17 protein-coding genes are annotated in these 24,031 nt (G+C 72.3%); 10 read left to right on the top strand and 7 right to left on the bottom strand.

The window, feature by feature from the left end; genetic code table 11:
• Positions 1–53: 53 nt before the first annotated feature.
• Positions 54–677: a YwqJ-related putative deaminase gene (locus ACIRPU_RS27625; RefSeq protein WP_403871956.1), complete on the bottom strand. Its 624-nt coding sequence runs from the start codon at positions 675–677 to the stop codon at positions 54–56.
• A gap of 307 nt (positions 678–984) precedes the next feature.
• Between ACIRPU_RS27625 and ACIRPU_RS27630 the strand changes: the two genes are divergently transcribed.
• The 3 genes from ACIRPU_RS27630 (at position 985) to ACIRPU_RS27640 (ending at position 6,112) form a co-directional block, all read left to right on the top strand.
• On the top strand, positions 985–2,013 hold the full coding sequence (locus ACIRPU_RS27630) for an SMI1/KNR4 family protein (RefSeq protein WP_403871958.1): 1,029 nt from the start codon (positions 985–987) through the stop codon (positions 2,011–2,013).
• Positions 2,014–2,021: 8 nt separating this feature from the next.
• Entirely contained in the window at positions 2,022–5,006 is a 2,985-nt protein-coding gene (locus ACIRPU_RS27635; protein ID WP_403872134.1) for an SUKH-4 family immunity protein, read from the top strand.
• A gap of 221 nt (positions 5,007–5,227) precedes the next feature.
• Positions 5,228–6,112, top strand: coding sequence for a cellulose-binding protein (locus tag ACIRPU_RS27640; protein WP_403871960.1), 885 nt, complete (start codon positions 5,228–5,230; stop codon positions 6,110–6,112).
• A 282-nt stretch (positions 6,113–6,394) separates the two neighbouring features.
• Here ACIRPU_RS27640 and ACIRPU_RS27645 read toward each other — a convergent pair whose 3' ends face one another.
• A complete protein-coding gene (locus ACIRPU_RS27645; RefSeq protein WP_355704458.1) occupies positions 6,395–7,414 on the bottom strand; it encodes an aldo/keto reductase in 1,020 nt (339 codons plus the stop codon).
• A gap of 235 nt (positions 7,415–7,649) precedes the next feature.
• Here ACIRPU_RS27645 and ACIRPU_RS27650 point away from each other — a divergent pair, with 235 nt between their 5' ends.
• Positions 7,650–8,246, top strand: a complete 597-nt coding sequence (locus tag ACIRPU_RS27650) for a TetR/AcrR family transcriptional regulator (protein ID WP_403871962.1) — start codon at positions 7,650–7,652, stop codon at positions 8,244–8,246.
• Positions 8,247–8,333: 87 nt separating this feature from the next.
• Here ACIRPU_RS27650 and ACIRPU_RS27655 read toward each other — a convergent pair whose 3' ends face one another.
• The 3 genes from ACIRPU_RS27655 to ACIRPU_RS27665 form a co-directional block, all read right to left on the bottom strand.
• The gene (locus ACIRPU_RS27655; RefSeq protein ID WP_403871964.1) at positions 8,334–9,944 is read right to left on the bottom strand and encodes a cation acetate symporter; all 1,611 of its coding nucleotides are present in this window, start codon (positions 9,942–9,944) and stop codon (positions 8,334–8,336) included.
• Positions 9,941–10,369, bottom strand: a complete 429-nt coding sequence (locus ACIRPU_RS27660) for a DUF485 domain-containing protein (RefSeq protein ID WP_355704461.1) — start codon at positions 10,367–10,369, stop codon at positions 9,941–9,943. The genes ACIRPU_RS27655 and ACIRPU_RS27660 overlap by 4 nt, the downstream gene beginning before the upstream one ends.
• Before the next feature lie 306 nt (positions 10,370–10,675).
• Positions 10,676–12,241 (bottom strand): MFS transporter, encoded by a 1,566-nt coding sequence (locus ACIRPU_RS27665; protein ID WP_403871967.1) that lies wholly within the window; start codon positions 12,239–12,241, stop codon positions 10,676–10,678.
• A gap of 423 nt (positions 12,242–12,664) precedes the next feature.
• On the opposite strand from ACIRPU_RS27665, the gene ACIRPU_RS27670 reads away from it, so the two are divergent.
• From ACIRPU_RS27670 to mfd, 3 genes are all read left to right on the top strand, one after another.
• The gene (locus tag ACIRPU_RS27670) at positions 12,665–13,453 is read left to right on the top strand and encodes an ABC transporter ATP-binding protein (RefSeq protein ID WP_142264694.1); all 789 of its coding nucleotides are present in this window, start codon (positions 12,665–12,667) and stop codon (positions 13,451–13,453) included.
• On the top strand, positions 13,450–16,029 hold the full coding sequence (locus tag ACIRPU_RS27675) for an ABC transporter permease (RefSeq protein WP_403871969.1): 2,580 nt from the start codon (positions 13,450–13,452) through the stop codon (positions 16,027–16,029). Before ACIRPU_RS27670 ends, ACIRPU_RS27675 begins: the two co-directional genes overlap by 4 nt.
• 438 nt (positions 16,030–16,467) lie before the next feature.
• Positions 16,468–20,025 (top strand): transcription-repair coupling factor, encoded by a 3,558-nt coding sequence (mfd, locus tag ACIRPU_RS27680; protein WP_403871971.1) that lies wholly within the window; start codon positions 16,468–16,470, stop codon positions 20,023–20,025.
• An 83-nt stretch (positions 20,026–20,108) separates the two neighbouring features.
• Here mfd and ACIRPU_RS27685 read toward each other — a convergent pair whose 3' ends face one another.
• Positions 20,109–20,693, bottom strand: coding sequence for a TetR/AcrR family transcriptional regulator (locus ACIRPU_RS27685; RefSeq protein ID WP_403871973.1), 585 nt, complete (start codon positions 20,691–20,693; stop codon positions 20,109–20,111).
• A gap of 108 nt (positions 20,694–20,801) precedes the next feature.
• Here ACIRPU_RS27685 and ACIRPU_RS27690 point away from each other — a divergent pair, with 108 nt between their 5' ends.
• Positions 20,802–21,752 carry a hypothetical protein gene (locus tag ACIRPU_RS27690; protein ID WP_403871975.1) on the top strand — a complete coding sequence of 317 codons (951 nt, stop codon included), beginning with the start codon at positions 20,802–20,804 and terminating at the stop codon, positions 21,750–21,752.
• A 167-nt stretch (positions 21,753–21,919) separates the two neighbouring features.
• Here the strand turns inward: ACIRPU_RS27690 and ACIRPU_RS27695 are convergent, their stop codons facing one another.
• Positions 21,920–22,105: an antitoxin gene (locus ACIRPU_RS27695; RefSeq protein ID WP_384117002.1), complete on the bottom strand. Its 186-nt coding sequence runs from the start codon at positions 22,103–22,105 to the stop codon at positions 21,920–21,922.
• A gap of 189 nt (positions 22,106–22,294) precedes the next feature.
• Here ACIRPU_RS27695 and ACIRPU_RS27700 point away from each other — a divergent pair, with 189 nt between their 5' ends.
• Positions 22,295–23,059 (top strand): HNH endonuclease family protein, encoded by a 765-nt coding sequence (locus tag ACIRPU_RS27700; protein ID WP_403871977.1) that lies wholly within the window; start codon positions 22,295–22,297, stop codon positions 23,057–23,059.
• Between the two features lie 148 nt (positions 23,060–23,207).
• Positions 23,208–23,951: a GNAT family N-acetyltransferase gene (locus tag ACIRPU_RS27705; protein WP_403871979.1), complete on the top strand. Its 744-nt coding sequence runs from the start codon at positions 23,208–23,210 to the stop codon at positions 23,949–23,951.
• The last annotated feature ends 80 nt before the right edge of the window (positions 23,952–24,031 follow it).

The following is a 24,031-nucleotide window of genomic DNA, read 5'->3' on the forward strand; positions in this document are numbered from 1 at the left end:
GGCCGTCGTGTCGTCCTGTGCGGGGGGTGGCGGGGGTGACGGTGGGACGCGGTTCAGTCGCCCGTGGCCGACGGATCGACGATGCGGACGCCGAAGTGTGCGCTGAGCGCGGTGCAGGCGCGGCAGGGGGCGGCGAAGCTGCCGTGCAGGGGATCGCCGTCCTCGCGGATGCGACGGGTGGTGAGTTTGGCTTGTTTGAGCGTTTTGCGGGCTTCCCCGTTGGTCATGGGGCGACGGGCGGCGCGTCTGCTGCGGGCGGCGTCGGCGGCGGTGATGTGCCGCGAGATGAGGAGCGCCTCGGCGCAGCGCCCGGTGAAGCGGTCGCGTTGGGTGCTGGCGAGGGTGTCGAGGAAGTCCTGCACGAGGGGGTGCAGGGACGGGGGCTGGTCGGCGCGGGCGGCGGTGCTGGTGAGAGTGGCGCCGCGGACGGAGAGGGCGGCGGCGACGGTGGGGAGTATGCCGTCCCTGCGGTGGCGGAGGACGGGCGCGTGCGGGGCCTCGGTGGCGGACCAGCCGATGCGGGGGTCGCCGGACGGGCCGGTGTGCGGATCGGCGTGCTGACCGGCGTGCGGACCGCTGTGCGGGGCGCCGGTCCGGCCGGCGTCGTGGGCGGCCGTGTTGCCGGTGAACAGGTTGTCCGACCTGCCGGTGTGTGACCCTGTCTGCGTCGCGTTCATGATCGTTTTCCCCTCCCGTGCATCCCCCCGGAGGTCACAGAGTGCCAAATGGCGTGGCGGGTGGGGAAGCTGGGGCGGTCCGACACGCCCGGGTTCGGGCGGGCTGTCACGGCGGGGTGACGGCTGGTCACGGAAGCGGAGGGCCGGTGACCGCCGTCGTCGTACCGCATAGGCTGTCGGCACCGTCGGCGCGCGGTTGACGCGCGTTGGAGATTGTTGGAGACAGTCGATACGGGGCGTGGTGGGTGGATCCGGAAGCGGAACCGGCCGCTGCGGGCCGTACAGAGTGCCGCAGGGGGCAACCGCCATGACGACAGGTCGGCTCGGGCTAGGGGCACCTCCCAGCCGCCAGGCTGGGGGACAAGCCGCGCCGCCGAACGCGGCCTATGCCGGGCAGGTCGTGCATTTCCCGGATCCGGTCCGGGCGGCACGACACCCGAGGGGCGTGCGGATGGACGAGCGGGGCTACCCCGACTTCTCGCCCTATGCGCGGGCGGCCGCGGAGATCGCGGATCCGCCGGAGGGCTTCGGCGTGGACGAGTTGCGGTTGACGGACTACGTGTCGGCGAACGCGGTGCTCTCGGCCTCGGGACACGAGCTCTGGGACACGGTCTCGAGTGTGGCGACGCCGCACGGCTGGACGTGGCACCACGTCGTGGGTTCGCGGCGGCTGGAGTTGGTCCCGGTCGAGGTGAAGGCGCTGCTGCGGCATCACGGCGGCGTGTCGTCGGCGGTGGTGGACCAGGCGAAGCGGGGCACGCGGCCGTTGCAGGAGACGCGTCCGGCGCACTTCGGGCTGCCGAAGTCGGGTGTGGCGGTGACGGAGCAGCAGGTCCAGGGCGTCGAGGAGGACCTCGGGTACCGACTGCCGGGGCCGTACCGGTCGTTCGTGAAGGCGGCGGGCGGTTGTGCGCCGGTGGGCACGGCGTTGGACGCGGAGCTGGGGCTCCTGGTGGACCAGCCGTTCTTCACAGTGCGCGACGAGGCTGCGGTCAACGACCTCGTGTACGTGAACAAGTGTCTGCGTGACCATCTGACGAAGGACTATCTGGGCGTCGGGTTCGTGCAGGGCGGGCTGCTCGCCGTGAAGGTGCGGGGCGAGCGGGCCGGTTCGGTGTGGTTCTGCGCGTACGACGACGTCCGGGACGTGGATCCGGCGTGGTCGCCGGCGGAGCGCATGGAGCGGCTGTTGCTGCCGTGCGGTGAGGACTTCGACGTCTTCCTGTCGAGGCTGGCCGGTAATCCGCCGGAGTTGGAGACGGTGGCCAATCTGATGGTGGACGGCGGGTTCGCGCGTGCGGTGCCGACGGCGGCTGCGTCTTCGGTGGGGGAGTGAGCTGGACGATGGTGACGTTCGCGCAGGCGCAGGAGCGCGCCGAAGAGTGGATCAACGGGGATGTGCCGGCGTATCAGCACCGTGAGGTGCGGGTGCGGGAGTTCGAGCTCGGATTCGTGGTGTGGGCCGAGGACCGCGCGGAGGGACCGCGTTCGGACGGCGGCGCGCAGCGGCTGGTGATCGCCCGGGACAGCGGGGAGGCCACGTTGTGGCCCGCGGCGCCGGTGGGCGAGGTCATCCGCCGGTACGAGGAGCAGTACGGCCGCACGGACGCCCCCGCCGATGCGGTGCCGGCGCCGGCGGCCCGGGTCGATCTGAATCAGACGTCGTTCCTGTTGTCGCCGCCGGAGTGGTTGCAGGAGGCGGCGGACAAGCTGGGGATCGCGGATCGACGGGAGGCCGGTTCCGGGGCTGGAGCCGGGGCCGGTTCCGGGAACGGATCCGGGAACGGCGAGGCCTCTTCGGCGCCGGGGTCTGCCTCGCATCCGGGTGCGGGCACGGGGGCGGGCTCCGGTTCGGGCGGCTCGGCCGGTGCTGTCCCCGTCGGGGCGCCCGGGGGGCCCGGGGGCGGCGATCCGTCGCTTCCCCGGACCCAGGGCGGGGCGCCGGGGAACGCGCTGCCCGAGACTCAGGCGGGCGTGCCCACGGGTGCGGGTCCCGGTGGGCCGTCGGCGCCCGCCGCTCCCGTCGGGGCGACGCCGTGGGCGGGGACGGACACCAACGCCGACTCCGGTGACGACCGTTCCGTGTCGCTGCCCGCGACCGTGTTCGCGCCGCCGCTGAGCGGCTCCGACGACGAGGCGGTGCCGCCGACGTCCGCGCCGGACGCCAAGACGGCGCTGATCGCGGGCGGCAGCCGGCTGCCGCGGACATCGGTCGCGCCCGCGCTCGACGCTCCGGGGACGGGTGGCGTGGGCCCTGGCGGTACGGGGGCGGCCGGGAACGCACCGGGCTCCCCGACCCCGCCGACTGCTCCGAACCCGCCGGCTGCTCCGACTCCGCCGTCCGGTCCGGCCGGTTCTTCGTACGGCTATCCGCAGGGGCCGGGCGCGGGCGCGCCGGGTGGCCAGGGTGGCCCAGGCGGGCCGGGTGGTCCGGGGGCTTCGTCTTCGGCCCCGTCCTCGGCGGGTGGGCCGGGTACGCCACCCCCGCCCGTCGGGTCTTCCTACGGCTATCCGCAGGGCGCGGGCGCTCCGCCGCCTCCGGCCGGCCCGGGTACGCCCGCGCGGCCGCTCGCGCCGAACGCCGGTGACATCGCGGACGCCGCGACCAGCAAGGCGGCGCCGCCTCCGCGCCGTCACCGTGGTGGAGGGGCGCAGCCGCCGCCTCCGCCGAGTGCGCCGGGCATGCCGGGTGCGCGACCGGGGAACACGCCCCCGCCTCCGCCGTCCGGCCCGGGTGCGCCCGGTACCCCGGCGGGCGGCTATGTGCCCACGCAGCTTGTGTCGGCCCTGGGCCCGGACGGGTCTCCGGGTCCGGCGGGTCCGGGGAGCCCGGGTGCGGGGGGTGCGCCGCAGCCGCCTGGTGCGCCCGGTGGGCCGAACCCGCCCGGGGGCACGCCTCCCGGTGGCGTGCACCATGCCGCGACGATGCTTGCCGACCCCGGCCGGATGGGACCGGGCGCGCCGCAGCCGCCGGGCGCCCTTGGCGGCCCCGGTGTGCCACACGTGCCTGGCCCGCCCGGCGCTCCGGGGATGCCGGGCGCCCCCGGCGCGCAGGCCGCTCCGGGCGCCCCCGGTGCACCGCAGGCGCCGGGTGCTCCCGCCTTCCCGGGCGCCCCGGGCAACCCTGGCGCGCCCGGCGCCCCCGGTGCGCCCGGCGCCGTTCACCATGCGCAGACCATGCTGGCCGGGCCCCACGCGGGCGGCCCCGGCGCGCCTCCGCCGCCGCAGGCTCCCGGTGGCCCCGGCTTCCCGGGCGCTCCCGGTATGGCTCCCGGCGCGCCCCAGCCTCCGATGCCGCCGGGCGGACCGGTGCCGGGGCAGCCGCCCGCGTACGGGTACCCGCAGCAGCAGGGGCTGCCGACGGTCGGCCCGGGTTATCAGGCCGTGCTGCGTTTTCGCGCGCAGGACGGCTCGGAGCAGCAGCTGATCCGGCGTTCGGCTCCGGGGACCCCGCACCCGGAGTGGCAGATCTTCCACGAGCTGCGGGCGATGAACGTGCCGCCGGACCAGGTGCTGGAGCTGCACACGGAACTGGAGTCGTGCGAGCTGCCGGGCGCGTACTGCGCGCGGATGATGCGGGAGCAGTGGCCGCAGGCCCGGATCACGAGCATCGCGCCGTACGGTACGGATCACGCGAGCCGGCAGCAGGGCATGCAGCAGTTGCTGGCGCACCAGGGCGAGTTGCACCAGGTGGCGGACGGACCGGCGCGTCCGGCGCCGGTCCGTGCGCCGTTGCCGCCCGTGCAGGCCTCGCCGCCGGTTCCGCCGGAGGCGATCGGGCAGGAGCTGGCGGCCGTGTTCGGGCCGGCGGTGTTCCGCTTCGAGCAGGCCGCGGTGTCCCGCCAGGGCGTGCCGCCGGTCGTGGCGCACACCCTGGTGGTGGCGGGTCTGCCGGCCGACATGGGCCCGTTCTTCTGGGCGCAGGCCCAGCCGGGCCGGCCGGTGCCGACGCTGGCGGAACTGGCGTCCGAACGGGGTGTCCAGCCGGCGCCGGACGCGGGCTCGTACCTCGTCATGGGCAGCGACTTCGGCAAGGCGATCTGTGTGCAGTACGGCACGGCGAACATCGTCGCCGTGCCGGTGGAGGCGGGGCCGGGCGGTGTGTCCGTACCGCCGCAGTTCGTGAACAGCGGGCTGCCGGAGTTCGCGCGCTGCCTGGCGCTGCTCGGGCGGATGTGGCGGCTGCGGTTCGGTCTGAACCAGGAGCAGGCGGGTCGCTGGACCGTCGACTTCCAGGCCCAGTTGGCCTCGCTCGACCCGGCGGCGCTCGGTTCGCCCGAGAGCTGGTGGTCGGTGCTGCTGGAACAGATGTGGGACGGACTGCTGTGACGAGCGGTCGCCGCGCCTCGTAAGGACGAGGACGAGCAGGACGAGGACGAGCAGGACGAAAGGGGCCGGGCCCGGTCGGATGATCGGGGTCCGGCCCCTTTGCGTTCGGGGTTGGCCGTGACCTGCGTGCGGAGTGTCGCGTTATGAACACTTGCGCCCGATCCATCAAGATATGCGCGAAATCATCATGTCGTGTCCGTCGGGTGGCGAGGGGTTCCAGGATGAGCAGCGCATCGGTGTCACCGCCGGGGTTCGTGACCGTTCGCGGCCGCGGCTACCGGCCGGAGCAGGTCGAGGCGTACACCGCGGCCCTCTGCGCCGACCGGGACGCCGCGTGGGAAAGGGCCGCCCGGCTCACGGTGCTGGCCAGGGAGATGGAGGCCGAGGCCGAGCAGTTGCGCGAGGTGGTGACACGGCTCGCGCCGCAGACGTACGACTCCCTGGGGGAGCGCGCACGGCGCATCCTCCAGCTCGCGATGGAAGAGGCGGCGGACGTCCGCGACAACGCGCGCAGTGAAGCGCGCGAGCACCTCGCGTACGTCGAGACGTGCGCCCTCGATGTGCGCCGCGCGGCGCAGGAGGAGGCGGACGCGCTGCGCGCGGAGGCCGAGGAACGCGCCCGCCAGCGGTTGCTCGCGGCCCGCGCCGAGGCCGACGAGCTCCGCATCGGCACCCGGCGCGAGGTCAAGGAGTACCGGGGCGAGGCGCTGGCCGCCCTGCGCGAGGTGCGGCAGCGCACCGCCGGCATGCTCGCCGAGCAGGAGAAGGAGCACGTCGAGCGGTGGGACGCGGCGGAGCGCGAGGCGGCCGAGCGGGCCGCGGCCCTCGACGCGCGGTATGCCGGGTCGGTGGCCCGCGCGGAGACCGCGCTCTCCGAGGCCGAGCAGGCGTTCGCGGAGGCCGAGGAGGCGGCCCGCCTCCGCCAGGAGGAGGCACACGCGCGTGCCGCCGAACTTCTCACCGAGGCGCGCGCCCGGGAGGAGCGTGCCGTCCACGAGACGGAGCGGGTGCTGCGGGAGCACGACGAACGCCGGGACGACGTGCAGGCGCACATGGACCACGTACGCAACAGCCTGAGCGCCCTCACCGGCCGCACGGTCGACTAGGACCCGACGGCACCCGCCCGCTCACCGGCGGTCCTCACCGGCGGCTCTCACCGGCCGCACGGTCGACCAGGACCCGACGGCACCCAGCCGCGCTCACCGGCCGCATTGACGCCGGCTTTCGGCACACCGTCCTCGGACTGCCGACGCCCTACCCCGCCGACACCGCACGCCGGGTCGTCGACGAGCTCGTCATCCCGTCGTCGTAGACCCGTGCGGCCGGTGCGGCATGTGGTGGTCGCCTCCTTCGGTGAGGGGAGGCCGTCCCAAGGCCGTCCCGGTTGGTCAGCGGCGCCGTAGTGACGGGTCGAGCAGCGCGGGCGGGGTGTCGAACTTCTCGTGTGCGGCGAGGTCGGTGCCCGGGGCGACGACGGCGTCGATCGCGTCGAGCACGTCGGCCGAGAGCACGGTGTCCGCGGCGGCGAGCTGCGCGCGCAGATGGTCCGGTGTGCGGGGGCCGATGAGCGCGCTCGTCACGGCGGGATGCGCGGTCACGAAGCCGAGCGCCAGCTGGATCATGGTCAGCCCGGCCTCGTCGGCGACCGCGGCCAGCTGCTCGACGGCGTCGAGCCGGGCCCGGTTGGCGGGGACAGCGGTGTCGAAGCGTTGCGGCATGAACGTCGAGCGGCTGGTGGTGACGGGACGGCCCTCGCGGATCGCGCCCGTCAGCCAGCCCGAGGCCAGCGGGCTCCACACCAGGACGCCGAGCCCGTACTCCTCGGTCACGGGCAGGACGTGGGTCTCGATGCCGCGCTGGAGGATCGAGTAGCTGGGCTGTTCGGTGACGTAACGGCTCAGGCGGTGCTCGCGGGCGGCCCACTGGGCCTGCACGATGCGGTAGGCCGGGAAGGTCGAGGAGCCGAAGTGGCGGATCTTTCCGGCGCGCTGGAGATCGGTCAGCGCCGAGAGCGTCTCCTCGTCGCTGGTGCTCGGGTCCCATCGGTGGATCTGGTAGAGGTCGACGTGGTCGACGCCGAGCCGGCGCAGGCTCTCGTCCAGCTCGGTGACGAGCCAACGGCGCGAGCTGCCCCGCCGGTTGCGCTCGTCGCCCATGGGCATGCCGGCCTTCGTGGCCAGCACGATGTCGTCGCGTCGGCCGGCGATGGCCTTGCCGACCATCTCCTCCGACTCGCCGTCGCTGTACATGTCGGCGGTGTCGATGAGGTTGATCCCGGCCTCCAGGGCGGCGTCGACGAGGGCGGTGGCCTCTTCCTGGGTGGTGCGCCCGATTCTGCCGAAGTTCATCGCGCCGAGCGCGAGGGAGCTGACCTGTACACCGGTGCGGCCCAAGGTGCGGTACTGCATGACCGTTGTCTCCTCCGTGAGGATGAAGCGTGTGGCGGTACGCGTGCGTGGCTTGGTCGCGGGCCCGCCGCTCTGGCATGATGAGCAAACGGAACCGCGTCCCGTTTGAACATACGGAACGCTGTCCCGTTTAGCAATCCGTCAGATGGCGGGCCGGTCGGCGCAGAGCGAGCCAGACAGTGGACCGGCAGGCAGAGGCAGCGGCAGAGTCAGAGGCATCGGAGAGGGCGGCGCGGTGAACGACGGCGGCGGCGACGGGGGCGCGGGGCACACGGCCCGGCCTCAGCGGGCGGACGCCCGGCGCAACAAGGAGACCCTGCTCGACGCGGCCGCCGCGATCTTCGTCGCGGCGGGCGTGGAGGCGCCGGTGCGCGACATCGCGGCCAGGGCCGGCGTCGGGACGGCCACGATCTACCGTCACTTCCCGTCGCGGGCGGACCTCATCATCGCCGTCTACCGGCACCAGGTCGACGCCTGCGCCGAGGCGGGTCCGGCCCTGCTGGCGGAAGGCCCGACCCCGCACGCCGCGCTCGGGCGGTGGATCGACCTCTTCGTCGACTTCCTGGTCACCAAGCACGGACTCGCCGCCGTGCTCCAGTCCGACAACGCGGGCTACGAGACGCTGCACGCGTACTTCCTCGACCGCCTCGTGCCCGTGTGCGGTCGCCTGCTCGACGCCGCGACCGCCTCCGGTGAGATCCGGCCCGGCTTCCAGGCCTACGAGGTCATGCGCGGCGTCGGCAATCTGTGCATCGGCGCGGACAACGATCCCCGCTACGACCCGCGCCGACTGGTCGAACTCCTCGTCGCGGGACTACGCCGTCCGCACTGACCGTACTGACCGTGCTGACTGCGCTGCCCGCGCTGACTGCGCTGACCGTCGTCGGGCGGCCGGTGCGGGTCGCCCGCGTCGCCCCGCTCACCCCTCCCGGCGTACCGCGCCCGCCAGGATCCTGCCCTCCACCGCCTCGTACTGGCGGCGCTGCTCCTCCGCCTTGCGACGGCCCGAGACCACCGTGCCCAGCCAGCCGAAGGCGAAGCCCAGGGGGACGGTGACGATGCCCGTGGTGGTGAAGGGGAACCAGTTGAAGTCGGCCTCGGGGAAGGCGGAGACGGGCGACCCCGACACCAGGTTGGTGCCCGGCATGGTGAGCAGCACGGACAGGGTGCCGCCGATCAGGGTGGCCAGGAGGCCCGTCCGGGTGTAGCGGCGCCAGAAGAGGCTGTAGACGAGGGCGGGCGCGAGCGCCGAGGCGCCGAGGCAGAACGAGAGGGTGACCAGGGGCTGCAGGCTGCGGTGCTGGACCTGGGCGGCGAGCAGGATCGTCGGGAGGCCGACGGCCAGCGCGGACAGCCGGGCCAGGAGCATCTCGCGGCTCGCCGACATGTGCGGGTCGCGTGCCGCGAAGACGTCGTGGGCGAGGGAGTTGGCGCAGGCGAGGATCATGCCGGCGACCGAGGCGAGCACGGTGAGGAAGATCGCCGTCGTGACCGTCGTGAAGAGGAGGGTCTCGGCCATGGACACCTCGCTGCCGAAGGCGGCCCGGGAGCCCAGCAGATAGGCGGTGTTGCCCTGCGGGTCCGCCTGCGCGATCACCGCACGGCCGACGATCGCCGTCGCACCGAAGCCGACGACCGTCATGACCAGCACGAACAGCGCGACACCGGAGACCGCCCAGGACATCGACCGGCGTACCTGACGGGCGCTGGAGGCGGTGTACATGCGCATGGTGATGTGCGGCAGACAGGCACCGCCCAGGACGACCGACAGCTGAGCGGTGATCATGTCGACGCGGGGGAAGGGGCCGTCGGCGAACTCCAGCCCCGAGTGCAGGAAGGCGTCGCCGACCCCACTGCCCTCGGCCGCCGCGTCGAAGAGGGTGCCCGGGTTCCAGTCGAAGCGGTACAGGACGAGCACGGCGATGAACGTGCCGGATCCGAGCAGCATCACGATCTTCAGCATCTGGATGAGGGCGGTGCCCTTCATGCCGCCGATCGCCGCATAGCTGATCATCAGCACGCCCATGCAGACGACACAGCCCGTCTTCACCGAGGCGCCGGAGAACCCCAGGATGAAGGCGAGCAGCTGGCCGGTGCCGGCGAGCTGCACGAGCATCATCGGCAGCAGCGCGGCGAGTGTCACCGCGCACGCCGTGATGCGCACCGCCCGCCCCGGCATACGGCGGGCCAGCGCGTCGCCCATGGTGAACCGGCCCGCGTTGCGCAGCGGTTCGGCCAGCAGGAACATCATCAGCATCAGGGAGAGTGCCGTACTGAGGGCGAGGACGACGCCGTCGTAGCCGCACAGCGCGATCACCCCGCCGGTGCCCAGGACGGTGGCCGCCGAGATGTAGTCCCCCGCGATGGCCAGGCCGTTGCGCAGCGGGGAGAGGGAGCGGTAGCCGGTGTAGAACTCGGCGAGGTCGTCGCGGTCGGGGCCGGTCATCACGCACAGCAGCAGCGTGATCGTGGCGATCGCGGTGAACGCGACGAGGGACATCGTCTGCGCGTCGTCGCTGAACTCCGTCATCGTCCGGCCTCCTTGGTACGGGTTCCGCGCGCGTCCCGCTTCGCGTCGATCTCGGAGAGTTTGCGGATGCGGTCGGCGAGCGGGTCCACATGGCGGCGGGCGGTCCGCTCGTACAGGACGATCGCCAGGCAGGTGACCGGGAGTTGCAGCAGGGCGAGCAGCAGACCCGCGGGGAGGCCGGTGGCGACCCTGCCGGTCATCAGGGACGGCGCGTACGCCGACAGGACCAGGAAGACGACGAAGTAGCCGAGCGCGGTGAGTGTGGCCACCCGCCGCTGGCGGCGGTAGGCGCCGCGCAGGACCCGCAGGTCGCTGTGGCGGCCCAGCGGGGCGTGGTCGGCCGGCCGGCGTCGAGGTGGCTCGGGCGGCTGGGGCGGCGGCTGCCATGGGTAGGTCGGGCCGGGGTGTGACGGGTCGTGTGACATCCCGTGCTCCTTGCGTGGCTCGGGTCCGTGGCGGCGGACCGCAGGGAGTGGGGGGCGGTGGTGCGAGGGCGCACGTTACTCGGGAGTACGGCGGCTGCGAAGAGTTTTCACCAAACTGAGTGGTCGGTATGCGCTTACTGCGCGAAATACCGCCTGACCTGGGGTGTTACCCGCGTTAACCCCACGCCTGCGTGGCCGATGTATGGCTCCTGTGGGCTTTGTGGCGATCTTCTTCACGGAGCGTGGCGGGACCATCGGCCAGTCGGCCAGTCGGCCAGTCGGTCAGTCGGTCAGTCGGTCAGTCGGTCAGTCGGTCAGTACGGGGAACTTTCGTGGGGCCACGCACAGCAGCACCAGGAAGGCGAGTGCGGCCGCGCAGGCCGCGCCCAGGTAGACGGCGTGCACGGCGCTCGCGACGGCGTCCCGGACGGCATCGGGCGCGGTGTCGGCGTCCAGGGCGCGGGTGACCGAGTCCAGGTCGCCCGCGCCGCCCAGCCGGGCCGCCAACACCCCGTTGGCGACCGCGCCGAACACCGACGCGCCGATCGTCTGCCCCGTCTGCCGGCAGAACAGCACGGACGCGGTCGTGGTGCCGCGTTCCGACCAGCCCACCGTCGACTGCACACCGACCAGGAGCGGGAGCTGGAAGAGGCCCAGCGCGGCGCCGAGCAGCAGCATCAGCAGGGCCGGCTGCCAGGCCTCACCGGGATACGGCAGGAACGGGAACGCGAACAGGATGAGCGTCGCCGCGCCGATGCCCAGCAGCGCCGTGTCGCGGAACCCGATGCGCCGGTAGACGTGCTGGCTGAGGGCGGCGGAGAGCGGCCAGCTCAGGGTCCAGACGGAGAGGACGAACCCGGCGGCCACCGGCTCCAGGCCCAGCACCGACTGGGCGTACGTCGGCAGGAACACCGTCGGAGCCACCATCAGCAGACCCAGCGCGCCCAGCGCGAGGTTGACCGCCGCGATCGTGCGGCGGCGCCACACCCAGCCCGGGATGATCGGTTCCGCCGCCCGGCGTTCGATGACGACGACGAGCCCGGCCAGCGCCAGCCCGGTGCCGAACAGGGCGAGTGACGGCCCCGACAGCCACGGCCACGCCACCCCGCCCTGCACCAGCGCGGTCAGCAGCACCCCGCCGCACGCGAACACCGTCAGTGCGCCCGCCCAGTCGACACGCGCGCGTGCACGCGACGCGTCACCCGTCGTGCGTACCCGCGACCCGCCACGCGCGTGTGTCGACGACTCCCGCCCGGACGGCGACGACTGCCGTTGCGGTTCGTGCAGATGACGGATGATCAGCCACAACGCCAGCGCCCCGATGGGCAGGTTGACGAGGAAGATCCAGCGCCAGTCCGCGTAGGCGGCCAGGAGCCCGCCGATGCCGGGCCCCGCGACCGCCGAGACCGCCCACACCGTGGACAGTTTCGACTGGATCTTCGGCCGCTCCTTCAGCGGATACAGGTCGGCGGCGAGCGTCTGCACCGTGCCCTGCAACGCCCCGCCGCCCAGGCCCTGCACGATGCGGAACGCGATCAGCGCCCCCATGTTCCAGGCCAGGGCGCACAGCAGCGAACCGAGCAGGAAGAGGGTCGCCCCGGCGACCAGCACCGGCTTGCGGCCGAAGGTGTCGGACAGCTTGCCGTAGACGGGCAGGGTGACCGTCACGGCGAGCAGATAGCCGGAGAACAGCCAGGAGAAGACGGAGAACCCGCCCAGGTCGCCGACGATCTGCGGGACGGCCGTGGAGACCACGGTGGAGTCGAGGGCGGCCAGCGCCATGGAGAGCATGAGGGCGGCGACGACCGCTCGTCTCCGGTGCGGTGCGGTCGGCCGCGCGGCCTCGCGTGTCGCCGGTTGGATGTCCCCCACCTGATGCCCCCCGTATCTCCCGTGCCCCTTGCATCCAACTTCCGGGGATCAGCTTCCCACTTGCCCCTCGCGTAGCGGGAGGGTGGAGCCTGACCGGGCCGGAGGGTGGAGACGACCCCGATGGACCCTCCACCCCGCGGTGGACGGCCCCTAGGGGTATCTCCGTACTACGGCTCGGGGAGGGTTCGTACTGCCGGAGGAGGAGATGGGCGGGGTCCCGTCCTTAACCTGGCTTTACGCCGCTGGGGGGCGGCCGGCACCACTTCCGGGGGGTGGGGTTAACCCCCCGGAAAGACGGGCCCGAGCACCAGCGCGAGGGACCCCCTTCCGCCGACAGACTCTTCGACGTAGCGCCTCGCACCATCCCTTGCACATCCGAGGCGCTGCTCATCCGCTTCTGATATCCGACATAGGAGACTTACCGTGACTTCGGCTGTGACCATTCCCAGGCACGGGGGCACTGGAGGGCGTACGGCCGTAGCCGCGCGGGCGCGGCAGGTCGTCAAGGCGTACGGGTCCGGTGAGACCCGCGTCGTCGCCCTGGACCACGTCGATGTGGACATCGCCCGCGGTCAGTTCACCGCGATCATGGGCCCCTCGGGGTCCGGCAAGTCCACGCTGATGCACTGCCTCGCCGGTCTCGACACCGTCTCGTCCGGGCAGATCTACCTGGACGAGACCGAGATCACCGGGCTCAAGGACAAGAAGCTCACCAAGCTGCGCCGGGACCGGATCGGGTTCATCTTCCAGGCGTTCAACCTGCTGCCCACGCTCAACGCGATAGAGAACATCACGCTGCCGATGGACATCGCCGGCCGCAAGCCGGACAAGGCGTGGCTGAGCCAGGTCGTGGAGACCGTCGGGCTCGCCGACCGCCTCCGGCACCGGCCCACCCAGCTCTCCGGCGGCCAGCAGCAGCGCGTCGCCGTGGCCCGGGCCCTCGCCGCCCGCCCGGAGATCATCTTCGGGGACGAGCCGACCGGAAACCTCGACTCGCGCGCGGGCGCCGAGGTCCTGGGCTTCCTGCGCCGCTCGGTGGACGACCTGGGCCAGACCATCGTGATGGTCACGCACGACCCGGTGGCGGCCTCGTACGCGGACCGGGTGCTGTACCTCGCGGACGGCCGGATCGTCGACGAGATGTTCAAGCCGACCGCCGAGACCGTCCTGGACCGGATGAAGGACTTCGACGCGCGGGGGCGTACGTCATGACCGTCATGAAGACCTCGATGCGCAACTTCTACGCGCACAAGGGGCGCATGGCCCTGTCGGCCGTGGCGGTCCTGCTGTCGGTGGCGTTCGTCTGCGGGACGCTCGTCTTCACCGACACGATGAACACCACCTTCGACAAGCTCTTCGCCAGCACCTCCTCCGACGTGACGGTGAGCGCGAAGAGCGCCTCTGACACCGGTGAGACGACCTCCGACAACGGCAAGCCGCCGGTCATGCCGGCCTCCGTGCTCGGTACGGTCCGCAAGGCGGGCGGGGTGAAGTCGGCGGAGGGGACCGTCTTCTCGACCTCCGCGACCGTCGTCGACGCCGACAAGGACAGCCTGTCGCCCTCCAGCGGCGCGCCCACCATCGTCGGCAACTGGAACGGCAACGACGCCCGCACCATGGAGATCACCGACGGTGCGGCGCCCAAGGGCTCCGACCAGGTGATGGTGGACGCGGACACCGCCGACAAGCACCACCTGAAGCTCGGCGACGAGATCGGCGTGATCACCGCGGTCGGCACGCACACCGCGAAGATCTCCGGCATCGCCGCTTTCCAGGTCACCAACCCCGGCGCGGCGATCTTCTACCTGGACACGAAGACCGCCCAGGAGGCCCTGGTCGGCGAGCCGAACGTCTACACGAACGTCAATGTGACGGCCGCGCCCGGGGTGAGCGACGCGCAGCTGAAGAAGAACGTGACGGCCGCGATCGGCGCCGACTACAAGGTGCAGACCGCCAAGGAGACCGCCGACGCCAACCGCGACAGCGTCGGGGGCTTCCTGGACGTGATGAAGTACGCGATGCTCGGCTTCGCCGGGATCGCCTTCCTCGTCGGCATCTTCCTGATCATCAACACCTTCTCCATGCTGGTCGCGCAGCGCACCCGTGAGATCGGCCTGATGCGGGCCATCGGCTCCAGCCGCAAGCAGGTCAACCGGTCCGTGCTCGTGGAGGCCCTGCTGCTGGGCGTGGTCGGCTCGCTCCTAGGCGTCGGCGCGGGCGTCGGCATCGCGGTCGGCCTGATGAAGCTCATGGGCATGACGGGCATGAACCTGTCCACGGACGACCTGACGGTCGCCTGGACGACCCCGGTGGTCGGCATGGTCCTCGGCATCGTCGTCACGGTGCTGGCGGCCTACCTCCCGGCCCGCCGCGCCGGCAAGGTCTCCCCGATGGCCGCGCTGCGCGACGCCGGCGCCCCCGCCGACGCCAAGGCGGGCGCCGTACGGGCCGTCATCGGCCTGGTCCTCACCGGTGCCGGCGGCTTCGGCCTCTACCTCGCCTCCGTCGCCGACAAGGCCGCCGAGGGCTCCCTCTGGCTGGGCCTGGGCGTGGTGCTGAGCCTGATCGGCTTCGTGGTGATCGGCCCGCTGCTGGCCGGCGCGGTGGTCCGGGTGCTGGGCGCGGTCGTGCTGCGGGCCTTCGGCCCGGTCGGACGGATGGCGGAGCGCAACGCGCTGCGCAACCCGCGCCGCACCGGCGCCACGGGCGCGGCCCTGATGATCGGCCTCGCGCTGGTCGCCTGTCTGTCGGTGGTCGGCTCCTCCATGGTCGCCTCCGCCACGGAGGAGCTCGACAAGAGCGTCGGCACGGACTTCATCATCCAGAGCGACGGCGGTCAGCTGATGACCCCGCAGGCGGTGCAGGCCATCAAGTCGACGCCGGGCCTGGATCGGGTCACCGAGTACAAGTGGACCGAGGCCGACTTCACCACGCCCGACGGCAAGACGCTCGACAAGACGGCGATCACGGCGGCCGACCCGACCTACGCGACCGACCTGCGCGTCGAGACCGTCGCCGGCGACCTCACCGACGCCTACCGTCCCGACTCGATGTCCGTCCACGAGAAGTTCGCCAAGGACCACAGGATCACCCTCGGTTCCAAGATCTCCGTGGCCTTCAAGAACGGCTCCACGGCCCGGCTGACGGTCCGCGCGATCACCAGCAGTGACGTCGTCATCGACCAGGGCGCGATGTACACCTCCATCGCCACCCTCAAGAAGTACGTCCCGGCCGACAAGCTGCCGCTCGACGACCTGGTCTTCGCCACGGCGAAGGACGGGCAGCAGGACACCGCGTACACGTCCCTCAAGGCGGCGCTGCACGACTACCCGCAGTACACCGTCCGCGACCAGACCGACTACAAGCAGGAGCTGAAGGACCAGATCGGGCAGCTGCTGAACCTGATCTACGGTCTGCTCGCCCTCGCGATCATCGTCGCCGTCCTGGGCGTGGTGAACACCCTCGCCCTGTCGGTGGTGGAGCGCACGAGGGAGATCGGCCTGATGCGGGCGATCGGTCTCTCCCGCCGCCAGCTGCGCCGCATGATCCGCATGGAGTCGGTCGTCATCGCCCTCTTCGGCGCCCTGCTCGGCCTCGGCCTGGGCATGGGCTGGGGAGCCACCGCCCAGCAGCTCCTCGCGCTCCAGGGCCTCGACGTCCTCGAGATCCCGTGGCCGACGATCATCGGCGTGTTCATCGGATCCGCCTTCGTGGGCCTGTTCGCCGCACTGATCCCGGCGTTCCGCGCGGGCCGCATGAACGTCCTGAACGCGATCGCGACGGACTAGCCCCTCCCGGACCAGCCCTCCCGAACCAGCCCGGCACCGAGAAGAACGGGGGTCTTCTCGGTGCCGGGCTCATGCGCGCTTCCAGCCCGTCCGGGGCTCGAGGACGAGGCCCGTGAGGACGAGGCCCGTGAGGACGAGGCCCCCTCAGGGTCGAAGGGGCGAAGCGGGGGCCTGCGGGCGGCAGCTCCCGGGGAGGGGACGAGGAGGGGCGTGCGGGGGCCGAGGAACCCGAGGAAGCCGGGCACCGCCCCCACCGACCGCCCCCACCGACCCCGTGGTTGTCCACAGCCCCCGACGAACGACCCCGCCCCGACGTACGCTGGACACCCCCGGCCCGTGACACGCGTCGGGCCCTTCGCGTTGCCCACCCCGGACCCCGGTACGCCCGCATCCCCGAAGAACGCCACGTACCCGGGCCCCTCGGACGGAAAGCCCCCCATGAGCCTGCACGGTCTGCTCGACGCCGTCGTCAAGGACACCGCCCTCGCGGAAGCGATCTCCGCGGCCGCCGACGGCAACCGCATGCACGTCGACCTCGTCGGCCCCCCGGCGGCCCGCCCCTTCGCCATCGCCGCCCTCGCCCGCGAGACCGGCCGCACGGTCCTCGCGGTGACGGCCACCGGCCGCGAGGCCGAGGACCTGGCCGCCGCCCTGCGCTCGCTGCTCCCGCCGGACGGCGTGGTGGAGTACCCCTCCTGGGAGACGCTCCCGCACGAGCGCCTCAGCCCGCGCAGCGACACCGTCGGCCGCCGTCTCGCCGTGCTGCGCCGCCTGGCCCACCCGCGCCCCGACGACCCCGAGACCGGCCCGGTCTCGGTCGTCGTGGCGCCGGTCCGCTCGGTGCTCCAGCCGCAGGTCAAGGGCCTCGGCGACCTGGAACCGGTGGCCCTGCGCACCGGCCGGACGGCCGACCTGAACGAGATCGTCGAAGCCCTCGCCGCGGCCGCCTACGCGCGCGTGGAGCTCGTCGAGAAGCGCGGCGAGTTCGCCGTACGGGGCGGCATCCTGGACGTGTTCCCGCCCACCGAGGAACACCCCCTGCGCGTCGAGTTCTGGGGCGACGACGTGGAGGAGATCCGCTACTTCAAGGTCGCCGACCAGCGCTCACTGGAGGTTGCCGAACACGGCCTGTGGGCCCCGCCGTGCCGTGAACTCCTGTTGACGGAAGACGTCCGTGCGCGTGCGCGTGCCCTCGCCGAGGAGCACCCCGAGCTCGGCGAACTGCTCGGCAGGATCGCCGAGGGCATCGCCGTCGAGGGCATGGAGTCCCTGGCCCCGGTGCTGGTCGACGACATGGAGCTGTTGATCGACGTCCTGCCCGAGGGGGCGCTGGCCGTCGTCTGCGACCCGGAGCGGGTACGCACGCGTGCCACCGACCTCGTGGCGACGTCCCAGGAGTTCCTCCAGGCGTCCTGGGCGGCCACCGCCGGTGGCGGCGAGGCGCCCATCGACGTCGGCGCGGCCTCCCTGTGGGCCATCGCGGACGTCCGTGACCACGCGCGCGAGCTGGACATGATGTGGTGGTCGGTGTCGCCGTTCGCGGCCGACGAGTCGTTCACGTCCGCCGCCGATGCGGCGGGGTCCGCCGACACGCTGAAACTCGGCATGCACGCCCCCGAGACCTACCGCGGCGACACCGCCAAGGCGCTGGCCGACACCAAGGGCTGGCTGGCCGACGGCTGGAGCGTCGCCTTCGTCACCGAGGCGCACGGCCCGGCGGCCCGCACCGTCGAGGTGCTCGGCGGCGAGGGCGTCGCGGCCCGTCTGGACGCCGACCTGACCGAGCTCGGCCCGTCCGTGGTGCACGTCTCCTGCGGCTCGATCGACTACGGCTTCGTCGACCCGGCACTGCGCCTCGCCGTCCTCACGGAGACCGACCTGACCGGCCAGAAGGCGGCCGGCAAGGACGGCGCCCGCATGCCCGCGCGCCGCAGGAAGACCATCGACCCGCTCACCCTGGAGGCGGGCGACTACATCGTCCACGAGCAGCACGGCGTGGGCCGCTACATCGAGATGGTGCAGCGCACGGTCCAGAGCGCCACGCGCGAGTACCTGGTCGTCGAGTACGCCCCCGCCAAGCGCGGCCAGCCCGGCGACCGCCTCTACATCCCGACCGACCAGCTGGAGCAGATCACCAAGTACGTCGGTGGCGAGGCCCCCACGCTGCACCGGCTCGGCGGCGCCGACTGGACGAAGACCAAGGCGCGCGCGAAGAAGGCCGTCAAGGAGATCGCCGCCGACCTCATCAAGCTGTACAGCGCGCGGATGGCGGCCCCCGGGCACGCCTTCGGCGCGGACACCCCCTGGCAGCGCGAGCTGGAGGACGCCTTCCCCTACGTGGAGACGCCCGACCAGCTCACCACCATCGCCGAAGTCAAGGACGACATGGAGAAGACGGTCCCGATGGACCGCCTGATCTGCGGCGACGTCGGCTACGGCAAGACGGAGATCGCCGTCCGGGCCGCCTTCAAGGCCGTCCAGGACGGCAAGCAGGTCGCCGTCCTCGTGCCCACCACCCTCCTCGTGCAGCAGCACTTCGGCACGTTCAGCGAGCGGTACGCGCAGTTCCCGGTGAACGTCAGGGCGCTGTCCCGCTTCCAGACGGACACGGAGGCGAAGGCCACCCTGGAGGGGCTGCGCGAGGGCGCGGTGGACATCGTCATCGGCACCCACCGCCTGTTCTCCTCCGAGACGAAGTTCAAGGACCTCGGCCTGGTCATCGTCGACGAGGAGCAGCGCTTCGGCGTCGAGCACAAGGAGCAGCTGAAGAAGCTGCGCGCGAACGTGGACGTCCTGACGATGTCGGCGACCCCGATCCCCAGGACCCTGGAGATGGCGGTGACGGGCATCCGCGAGATGTCCACGATCACCACGCCCCCGGAGGAGCGCCACCCGGTGCTCACCTTCGTCGGTCCCTACGAGCAGAAGCAGATCGGCGCCGCCATCCGCCGCGAACTGCTGCGCGAGGGCCAGGTCTTCTACATCCACAACCGGGTCGAGTCGATCGACCGCGCGGCGGCGAAGCTGCGCGAGATCGTGCCCGAGGCGCGCATCGCCACCGCCCACGGCCAGATGTCGGAGACGGCGCTGGAGCAGGTCGTCGTCGACTTCTGGGAGAAGAAGTTCGACGTACTCGTCTCGACGACGATCGTCGAGTCCGGCATCGACATCTCCAACGCGAACACGCTGATCGTGGAGCGCGGAGACACCTTCGGCCTGTCCCAGCTGCACCAGCTGCGCGGCCGCGTCGGACGAGGGCGCGAGCGGGGTTACTCGTACTTCCTCTACCCGCCCGAGAAGCCCCTCACGGAGACCGCCCACGAGCGTCTCGCCACGATCGCCCAGCACACCGAGATGGGCGCGGGCATGTACGTGGCGATGAAGGACCTGGAGATCCGGGGCGCCGGAAACCTGCTCGGCGGCGAACAGTCCGGCCACATCGCGGGCGTCGGCTTCGACCTGTACGTCCGGATGGTCGGCGAGGCCGTCGCGGACTACCGGCGTCAGCTGGAGTCCGGCGGGGTCGAGGAGGAGCCGCCGCTCGAGGTCAAGGTCGAGCTGCCCGTCGACGCGCACGTCCCGCACGACTACGCGCCGGGTGAGCGGCTGCGCCTCCAGGCCTACCGGTCCATCGCCTCCGTCAACTCGGAGGAGGACGTCAAGGCGGTCCGCGAGGAACTCGTCGACCGCTACGGCAAGTTGCCGGAGCCGGTCGAGAACCTGCTGCTGGTGGCGGGGCTGCGGATGCTGGCACGCGCGTGTGGCGTCGGCGAGATCGTGCTCCAGGGCGCCAACATCCGTTTCGCGCCGGTGGAGTTGCGCGAGTCCCAGGAGCTGCGCCTCCAGCGGCTCTACCCCGGGACCGTCATCAAGCCGGCCGCGCACCAGATCCTGGTGCCCCGCCCGAAGACCGCGAAGGTCGGCGGCAAGCCGCTGGTCGGACGCGAACTGCTGGGCTGGGTGGGCGAGCTGCTGGCGACGGTGCTGGGGTCGTAGGTCGCGGTCGTCCTCGGGCCACCGGTCGGATCCGTCCGCCGGTGGCCCGCCGTCTGCCCGCGGGCTGCCCCCGGGCTTCGGGCTCAGGCCGGGGGGAACAGCGTCATCGGCAGCGCGCGGAACACCTCCTCAGGGTCCTCGTCGCCCAGGAGTCCGTCGAGGTTGTGGCCGAGCAGGAGGGTGGCGAAACCGTGGGCCAGGGACCAGACGGCGATACGGGCCGACCGGGCGTTCGTGCCGTCCCCGCCGGGTGCGGGCGCGGGTGCGGGTGCGGGTGCGGTGGCGATGGCGTCGGTGAGGGCGGCGGCGGACAGCGCGCGGGCCGTGGTCAGCTCCAGGTCGTCGGCGCGCAGCAGCTCGGGCGAGAACATCACCTGGAAGTGCGCCGGGTGCTCGCGCGCGAAGCGGACGTAGCGCGCGCCCGCCTCCCGTAGATCCGTCGTCCCCGCCAGCGCGGCGGCCAGCAGCCCGTGTCCCTCCGCCGCGATCGCCGTCAGCAGACCCGTGCGGTCCCGGAAGTGATGGGCCGGCGCCGCGTGCGAGACGCCGGCGCGGCGGGCCAGGTCGCGCAGGCTCAGCCCGGTGGGACCGTCGGTGGCGATGACGTCGAGGGCGGCGGTCAGGATGGCCCGCCGCAGGTCGCCGTGGTGGTAGGGGCGGTCGTTCATGGGCAGCAGCGTACGCGGTATCTAGTCATTGACAAGTTCGCGAGATTCGGGCAATCTTGTCATTGTCAAGTTATGGCCGATGTCCGTACGCGACGAGGGGGAGACGTCATGTCCGAGAATCGCGAGAACCAGGTGGCCGAACAGGCCGGGCGAGGCGAGCGGATCGAGCGGGGCGATCGGCTTGAGCCGGGCGAACAGGTCGCGCCGGGCCAGGCCCGCAGGCTCTGGCATCTGCTGGAGCCGCTGCACGCGGTGCTGTACTACGCGCCGGAGGTCTTCGAGGAGGCCGGCACGCTCGGCTACCCGACCGAGGACCGCTGGGGGAGCTACTTCCCGTTCCGTGCCGCCCCATTGGGCCCGGTGAGCGCCGAGGCGGTGGCCTCCGCCTTCTACAGTTTCCGGCCCGGCATGGTCGCCCGGCACGTCGAGGGCGCGTGGAAGGTCGCCGCCCCCGAAGCCGCTCTGGCGGCGAGACTGAGAGGCATCGACCGGCTGTACCGCAAGCTGTTCGGTGACCTGGTGGACAGTCCCGAGCTGGCCGAGGCCGCCGCCCTCGCCCGCCGCGCCGCCGAGGCGGCCGACACCGCGGGGCGCCCGCTCGCCGCGGCCAACGCCGCGCTGGAGTGGCCGAGCGAGCCCCACCTCCAGCTCTGGCAGGCGGCGACCGTCCTGCGTGAGCACCGCGGGGACGGTCACCTCGCCGCCCTGCTCCTCGCCGGTCTCGACCCGACCGAGGCGCTGGTGTCCTTCGCCGCGACAGGCGCCGCGTCCGTCGAGCGCTTCGAAAGCCGCGGCTGGACCCACGAGGAGTGGACGGCGGCGAGCGAACGGCTGACGGCCAGAGGTCTGCTGGAGACGGACGGCACGGCGACGGAGGCGGGCCGAGACCTGCGCCGCCGCGTCGAGCAGGACACCGACCGGCTGGCCCTCGGCCCCTGGCAGCACCTCGGCCCGCAGTCCACGGAACGCCTGGCCGCGCTCCTCGGCGACTACTGGGTCGCGGTGCTGGGATCCGGCCTGCTGCCCTCGGAGTCGACGCTCGGCATCGGGAGAGTGTGAGCGTCGCCGTCGTCGCGGGCGGCAGGGCGAAGCCGTCCGCAGCGGTGTAGCCCCGCGCGGACGGCCTCCTGTGCCGGGTGATGTCGGTGGCTCGGCCCCCAAGAGTCTTCGGGCCGGGCTACGGCCGAAACTGCGGCCGGGGTCCGGGTCGATTCCGCGGGCTGGGGCTAGGGCTGGTCGGGCCGTTCCTCGTCCATGCCGAGCCGCTCGTGCAGCTTCTGCTGCCCGGAGTCGACCTGGGACTCGTACTTGTTGCCCGTCTTCTCGTTCGCCTTCTGCTCCGCGGTGTCGGACATGTTCCTGGCCTTGTCCTGTGCCGCCTTGTTGCTCTTGAACCTGTCGAGGATGCCCATCCAGAGCTCCTTCCGGAGGTGACTCTCCATCGACGATATTCCCGACAAGTACGAGATGCCCACTTGGGTCGGTTGTGGTCTGGACCTCCCGACTGCCCCCGAGCGCCCCCTCGCTACCGTGTGTGCCAGTCCCCGTCAGGGGAAAGCGCCCCTGTGCGGGGTGGCGTCGGGCAGGCAGGGGAGGGGCGCGTGAAGCGTCTGAGGGGCGGGGCGGCGGTTGCCGCCGTGCTGATGTGTGCCGTTTCGGTGGCCGGATGCAAGGAGCAGGTGACCGGCTCGGACTCCGGTTCCGGCGCTGGTTCGGGTTCCGGTGATGCGGGAGCGACGGCGGGCGGTGGAGCGGGGAGCGGCGGAGCGGCTCTCGCGGCGGCCGAGTCGCTGACGGTGAAGGGGCGGGCGCCCAAGACGGGCTACGACCGGGAGAAGTTCGGCTCCGCCTGGGCGGACACCGACTCGAACTCCTGCGACACCCGCGACGACATACTCAAGCGCGATCTGGAAGAGGTGAAGTTCACCGGCGGCGCCTGCAAGGTGTCCTACGGCGTGCTGGAGTCGGACCCGTACTCCGGGAAGGACGTGACGTACCGGCGTGGCAGCAGCAAGGTCGACATCGACCATGTGGTCGCCCTGTCCGACGCCTGGCAGAAGGGCGCCAAGTACTGGGACGCCGGCAAGCGGATAGCTCTCGCCAACGATCCGCTCAACCTCCTGGCCGTCGACGCGAGCACCAACCGTTCCAAGGGGGACGGCGACACGGCGACCTGGCTGCCGCCCAACAAGGGCTACCGGTGCACCTACGTCGCGGCTCAGGTCGCCGTGAAGAAGAAGTACGAGCTGTGGGTCACCGCGGCGGAGAAGTCCGCGATGGAGAAGGTCCTGGAGACCTGCCCCGCCCAGAAACTCCCCACCGGGGGCAACCCCACGAAGGCACCGGAGCGTTTCCACGCGGGGTGAGCGGACCGGCAGAACGGCGGCGACCCCAGGGCGACCTCAGCGCCGCCCCAGGGAAGGGCGGTCCCACGGCGGCTCCCGGAATCGCCGGAGCCGCCGGAGCCGCTGAAATCCGGTGCCGGCTGTTCGTGTCCTCGCCTACCGTGACCGCATGGAACTGAAGGTGTCCAGCCTCGCCGATCGTCCCGACATGCTCGGCCCGGTCCAGGACATGCCCGATACCTGGCCGGAGTTCGCGGCCCAGGATCTGGTGGGCAACGCGTACTACGGCCGGATCCCCGTCGAGTTCCCGGAGTACGTGCTGTTCGCGCAGGACGAGCGGGGGCAGGTCGTCGCCCATGCCTACAGCGTGCCGTTCGCCCTGCACGCCGACGGTCGGGGCGCATTGCCCGCCCGGGGCTGGGACCAGGTGCTCGTCTGGGCCTTCGCCGATCGGCGCAGTGGGGCACGGCCCGACACGGTGAGCGCGATCTCGATCGTCGTCGCCCCGCACGCGCAGGGCCTCGGCCTGTCCGGGCGGATGCTCGCGGCGATGCGGGACCGTGCCCGGGCGAAGGGCTTCACCGAGGTCGTGGCCCCGGTCCGGCCGAACGCCAAGCATCTCGAGCCGCGCGCCCCGATCGAGGAGTACGCGCACCGGGTGCGGGAGGACGGGCTGCCGTACGACCCGTGGCTGCGGGTGCACGTCCGGGCGGGTGCGAGCATCGAGCGGGTCGCGCCGGCGTCGATGACGGTGGCGGGTTCGACGGCGGACTGGCGGCGCTGGACCGGGCTGCCCTTCGACACGCGGGGCGACATCGAGGTGCCCGGCGCGCTGGTTCCCGTGCGGTGCGAGCCGGAGCGGGACTACGCGGTGTACGTCGAGCCCAACGTGTGGATGCGGCACCGTCTTTGAGAGGGGCGCGGGGCGTCGGCGGTGGCGGCGCCCACGGCGTTCCCCCGTGCCGCGTTCCCCGTGCCGCGCCTGAAGTTCTT

This window comes from Streptomyces sp. NPDC102259 (genome assembly GCF_044766465.1).
In the GTDB taxonomy this organism is placed as follows: Bacteria; Actinomycetota; Actinomycetes; order Streptomycetales; family Streptomycetaceae; genus Streptomyces.

Coding starts and splice junctions, on each gene's coding strand:
- ACIRPU_RS27660 (WP_355704461.1), bottom strand. CDS start 10,369: ATGTCACACGACCCGTCACACCCCGGCCCGACCTACCCATGGCAGCCG.
- mfd (WP_403871971.1), top strand. CDS start 16,468: ATGAGCCTGCACGGTCTGCTCGACGCCGTCGTCAAGGACACCGCCCTC.
- ACIRPU_RS27635 (WP_403872134.1), top strand. CDS start 2,022: ATGGTGACGTTCGCGCAGGCGCAGGAGCGCGCCGAAGAGTGGATCAAC.
- ACIRPU_RS27690 (WP_403871975.1), top strand. CDS start 20,802: ATGTCCGAGAATCGCGAGAACCAGGTGGCCGAACAGGCCGGGCGAGGC.
- ACIRPU_RS27645 (WP_355704458.1), bottom strand. CDS start 7,414: ATGCAGTACCGCACCTTGGGCCGCACCGGTGTACAGGTCAGCTCCCTC.
- ACIRPU_RS27675 (WP_403871969.1), top strand. CDS start 13,450: ATGACCGTCATGAAGACCTCGATGCGCAACTTCTACGCGCACAAGGGG.
- ACIRPU_RS27640 (WP_403871960.1), top strand. CDS start 5,228: ATGAGCAGCGCATCGGTGTCACCGCCGGGGTTCGTGACCGTTCGCGGC.
- ACIRPU_RS27655 (WP_403871964.1), bottom strand. CDS start 9,944: ATGACGGAGTTCAGCGACGACGCGCAGACGATGTCCCTCGTCGCGTTC.
- ACIRPU_RS27695 (WP_384117002.1), bottom strand. CDS start 22,105: ATGGGCATCCTCGACAGGTTCAAGAGCAACAAGGCGGCACAGGACAAG.
- ACIRPU_RS27685 (WP_403871973.1), bottom strand. CDS start 20,693: ATGAACGACCGCCCCTACCACCACGGCGACCTGCGGCGGGCCATCCTG.
- ACIRPU_RS27630 (WP_403871958.1), top strand. CDS start 985: ATGACGACAGGTCGGCTCGGGCTAGGGGCACCTCCCAGCCGCCAGGCT.
- ACIRPU_RS27705 (WP_403871979.1), top strand. CDS start 23,208: ATGGAACTGAAGGTGTCCAGCCTCGCCGATCGTCCCGACATGCTCGGC.
- ACIRPU_RS27625 (WP_403871956.1), bottom strand. CDS start 677: ATGAACGCGACGCAGACAGGGTCACACACCGGCAGGTCGGACAACCTG.